This is a genomic window from Roseobacter sp., assembly GCF_039970775.1.
Lineage (GTDB): Bacteria > Pseudomonadota > Alphaproteobacteria > Rhodobacterales > Rhodobacteraceae > Roseobacter.
In genome coordinates this window covers 1-4,166 of record NZ_JBDVLG010000015.1, presented here as the reverse complement: position 1 = coordinate 4,166, position 4,166 = coordinate 1, and the positions used below count along the sequence as shown (strand labels likewise).

Sequence of the window (4,166 nt, the reverse complement as noted above, 5' to 3'; positions counted from 1 at the left end):
AACTGATCACTGCATGGCGCATCGATTTTAACCACCACCGGCCACACACAAGCCTCGCTGGTCTGACACCAGCGGAATATGCTAACCGGTCAATAAAAGACCAAAACCTGAACAGAACTAACCTAAATTAGCGGACTCAATGAAGAGCAGGGCAATGCCTCCAGGGGTTTCGATAGGGGCCGCCTTTCAACCCATTGGTTAAAAATATATGCCTCTCCCGAAAGAGAGGTAGTCCATGACCCAAAACAGCAAAATCTGGCAACACAAAAAAACCGGTGGCTTGTACCGGATCATCACACCCGACGCCCGCATCGAAGCCACGCTGGAATGTGCCGTAGTGTACGAAAGCCTTGCAGATGGGGCCATTTGGGTGCGCCCCAAGTCCGAATTCTATGACGGGCGGTTCTGCAATCTTTCCGGTGAAGACGTGGTATCCCGTCAGGGCTAGGTGTGATGGGGGGGGGCACCTCGACTTTGGCGCGCCCACACTACCGCGCGATCACGATATCCGCGCGCAACCCGCCCAGCCGGTCCGAGCTGCTCAGCCGCAACACCCCGCCGTGGGCCCGCGCAATATCAGTCGCAATCGCCAGCCCCAGCCCCACGCCGCCGCCGCGGTCCTGATTGCGGGCTGCATCCAACCGGGTAAAGGGGCGCGTGGCCTCGGCCCGCCTGTCTTGAGGAATGCCGGGCCCGTCATCCTCGACCCGGATGCGCAGCGTTTTATCGGTCAGGAACACCGATACTTCGGCCATTGCCCCGTATCGCACCCCGTTCGAAATCAGATTGTCCACCGCCCGGCGGATCGCCAGCACGTTCAGCTTGACCATGCCCGTGCCTTCGCCGTCAGGGGGCATCAACGTGACATCGCGCCCCGCGCGGCAGGCGTCCTCGACGATAGAGGCCACCAAGGCGCGCGGCTCAACTGGTTCTGGGTCGCCCTCGCCCGCCCCTTTGACGAAATTCAGGAACGCATCTAACATCCCTTGCATGTCATCGACATCTTGCTCCAAGGCAACGCGTTCTTCGTCTTCTAGCATCGACAGGCTCAACCGCATCCGCGTCAGCGGCGTGCGCAAATCGTGGCTGACGCCCGATAACATCAACGTACGCTGTTCAATCTGCCGTTCAATCCGGTTGCGCATATCAAGAAACGCGTTCCCCGCCGAACGCACCTCAAGCGCGCCCCCTGGGGTGTAGGGTTCGATCCGCCCCCGGCCAAAGCCCTCTGCCGCGCTGGCCAACCGTTTGATCGGACGCAGCTGGTTGCGCAGATACAAAATGGCGATGAAAGTCACCACCCCTCCGAAAAACACCATATTCACAAACAGTTGGTGCGGGTTAGAGGCCGAGATCCGACGCCTGTCAAAGCTCACTTTCACCGGGCCCTGCCGCGTTTCAGCGTAAACATGCACACGGCGGTCTTCGGTCAAATCAACCCAAGTGGCGCTCTGCACCAACGCGGGCAACATCGACACAATCACCCGGCCGGAAAAATCCAAGGGTCCGCGGAGATGCCCGGCCGGGACATCTTCCTGCGCGACAGGATCAACGGTAATCGCAAGTTCTGACACTTGGCTGATCACATAACTACCCACAGAGCTGCGATCGGGTGCGTTGTCGACGACATCCAACACCAAATGCAGCTCGCGCGCGACGGCGGTGGTCATTTGTCGGGTGACGTCCTCAAAGTGGCGCGTCAAAAACAGCACCGTCACCACTAGTTGCAACACAACCACCGGCAACAGCAAAATCAAAACCGCGCGCGCATAAAGGCTGCGCGGCATATAATGTTTGAGCCAAACGAAAGACATAGGTTAGACCCTAACGGCGCCCCCAACCTTTAGAAAGAGCGAATGCCCATGCCGCCCCCAGATGCTTTTGATCCCCCCATCGGTGTGCCGCAAACCTTGCAGCCGGGGGTGCGGCGTGTCGTGGCCCTGAACCCATCACCGATGACATACCGGGGCACCAACACCTATCTGGTCGGCCACACCGACATCGCGGTGATTGACCCCGGACCCAACGCGCCCGCCCATCTTGACGCCATATGCGACGCACTGACCCCCGGCCAACGGATCAGCCACATCATCGTTACCCATGCCCACCTTGACCACGCCCCATTGGCCCGCCCCTTGCAAGACCGATGTGGCGCGCCGATCTTGGCGTTTGGGCCGGCCCACGCGGGGCGCTCTGAGGTGATGCAACGTTTGGTGGCGGGCGGGCTTGTGGCCAGCGGCGAAGGTGTGGATACCCAATTTACGCCAGATCACACCTGCGCCGATGGCGATATCATCCAAGGCCCTGATTGGCGGCTGCAGGTGCTGCACACGCCCGGACACATGGGCAACCATATTTGCCTTGGCTGGAATGATATCTGCTTTACTGCTGATCATGTTATGGGGTGGGCCAGTTCGCTGGTGTCGCCGCCAGACGGCGATCTGACTGATTTTATGGCGTCATGTCGGCGTCTGCAAAACCACAGCTGGCGGCGGTTTTATCCTGGGCATGGCGATGTGATCGAAGACCCGCACGGGCGTCTTGAGTGGCTGATTTCGCATCGTCTGGCGCGTGAAACAGCGATCCTTGATGCGCTGGCCGTGGGCCCATCCGACGCGCAGACCCTCGCTCAGACAATATACCGCGACACGCCCGCCAGCTTGATCCCGGCGGCCACGCGGAATGTCTTTGCCCAACTGATTGACCTAGTTGGGAAAAACAAGATATCCCCTGCGGCGTCGCTGGCCGTCGACACGGTTTTTTATCGCCGCTAGAGATCGCGGTCGTTAATTTTCAAAATTCATGCAAAACCCTCTGGACGCGGCAAAACCGCACTGCTATATCGCCCAGACCGTTCCGGCGTAGCTCAGCGGTAGAGCAGTTGACTGTTAATCAATTTGTCGTAGGTTCGATCCCTACCGCCGGAGCCATAAATATTACCAAATAACATATTTTACTATATTAAATAAAACACTTACTAGATTTATGAATTTTTATCGATTTGGTGTGTGTTGGCATTTGGATTAAATTTCGGGTTACACACCTAGAGACTAAGTCCCGGATTAATCAATGAGCATTCGCAGAATCGGAAAGAAAGGCACTTTCCAGATATACCGACGCATCCCCGTTCGCTTTGATCAGCTCGAATTGGGTGTGTTCTTCAAAAAAGCCTCAAGACCGAAATTAGGCCAGTCGCAAAATCCAAGGCCTAAAAAATCTGGGACACCAGGCTTTTGGAGTGGGAAGCCATGCTGGCTGGCGGCGATGCATCAGCCAGGAATTATCATCAAAAAGTTTCTGAAATCGCCAATCATTTGGGCTTCGCGCACATACAAGCAATAGAACTAGCAAACCAACCTGTCGACGACATACTGCACAGGATTGAAACGGCGGACACAAACAGCGGCCCTAGCCAAGTTCGTCAAGGATGACCAAGTCGATCTTGGAAGGCAAGATCAGCCATCTTCGCAGCCTTTCCAAGGGCCTTTTCGTGCTCAAATGCGTTGACGAGTTCGACGGTTGAGAAGAAACGCACTTTGCTTCTGTGGTGCTCGATCGCCTGCACGCGGATGACTGTCGCAACATGGCTTTTGCCGGTGCTGGGTCGGCCAATTAAGTCGACGTTTTCCGCGTTTTCCCCTCTCGGCAGATTGCGTCTCAATCGCCTGCCGGGCAATGTATGAACTCACCGCGATGCAATTGCCGGACTGTGGCCTCGTGGATATCGCTCGACGTAAAGTCAAAGCCCGTGCTGTAATGAACCGATCAGGCGTCGACAAAAGGACTAGTCATCAGCAGTGGTATGACGCTTTGCGATCTGCTGCTGGACTGAAGGAAGGTTTGATTGGTCCGGCCCCGAAGCCCCTGTGACCGCCCATGTTATCCTCAAAACAATGAAGGCAAAGCTTGCACCACTGGTAGCAAAGACGCTCATCAACCCATCGGCGAAACGGCCAGCTCCTGCCCTAAGGGATGCCGGAGTACTTTATCGCGAGGACACCTCAGTAGCAGAAGGCAGTCGCGACGTAAGCGTCCGGTGTAGGCGCTTTTTTTTCATTGACTTGCAGGCCGCACACCGATCCACGGGCCATTTCGTTGCTCTCGGATTACTGCCGTCCACCTGTCGGCACTAGAGTTGCACCAGTTTATAATGACCGGATCGATTG

The 4,166-nt window shown here is 56.5% G+C and carries 4 protein-coding genes, 1 tRNA gene and 1 pseudogene; 4 read left to right on the top strand and 2 right to left on the bottom strand.

The window, feature by feature from the left end:
• Both ABJH13_RS02910 and ABJH13_RS02905 read left to right on the top strand, forming a co-directional pair.
• On the top strand, positions 1 to 131 hold a 131-nt coding region (locus ABJH13_RS02910; protein WP_348404715.1), incomplete at its 5' end, for an integrase core domain-containing protein.
• Positions 132 to 235: 104 nt separating this feature from the next.
• Complete coding sequence (locus tag ABJH13_RS02905) at positions 236 to 448, top strand: DUF1653 domain-containing protein (protein WP_348404714.1); 213 nt, start codon at positions 236 to 238, stop codon at positions 446 to 448.
• A gap of 40 nt (positions 449 to 488) precedes the next feature.
• Here the strand turns inward: ABJH13_RS02905 and ABJH13_RS02900 are convergent, their stop codons facing one another.
• The gene (locus ABJH13_RS02900; protein WP_348404713.1) at positions 489 to 1,814 is read right to left on the bottom strand and encodes an ATP-binding protein; all 1,326 of its coding nucleotides are present in this window, start codon (positions 1,812 to 1,814) and stop codon (positions 489 to 491) included.
• A gap of 48 nt (positions 1,815 to 1,862) precedes the next feature.
• Between ABJH13_RS02900 and ABJH13_RS02895 the strand changes: the two genes are divergently transcribed.
• A complete protein-coding gene (locus ABJH13_RS02895; RefSeq protein WP_348404712.1) occupies positions 1,863 to 2,774 on the top strand; it encodes an MBL fold metallo-hydrolase in 912 nt (303 codons plus the stop codon).
• Positions 2,775 to 2,855: 81 nt separating this feature from the next.
• A tRNA-Asn gene (locus tag ABJH13_RS02890) sits at positions 2,856 to 2,930 on the top strand.
• A 481-nt stretch (positions 2,931 to 3,411) separates the two neighbouring features.
• On the opposite strand, the pseudogene ABJH13_RS02885 reads toward ABJH13_RS02890, so the two are convergent.
• Positions 3,412 to 3,750: pseudogene (locus ABJH13_RS02885) on the bottom strand (ATP-binding protein); the annotation flags it as partial.
• Positions 3,751 to 4,166: the final 416 nt, after the last annotated feature.

What these genes read in the sequence shown, in the direction of transcription:
- ABJH13_RS02905 (WP_348404714.1), top strand. Translation starts at nt 236, where the DNA reads ATGACCCAAAACAGCAAAATCTGGCAACACAAAAAAACCGGTGGCTTG.
- ABJH13_RS02900 (WP_348404713.1), bottom strand. Translation starts at nt 1,814, where the DNA reads ATGTCTTTCGTTTGGCTCAAACATTATATGCCGCGCAGCCTTTATGCG.
- ABJH13_RS02895 (WP_348404712.1), top strand. Translation starts at nt 1,863, where the DNA reads ATGCCGCCCCCAGATGCTTTTGATCCCCCCATCGGTGTGCCGCAAACC.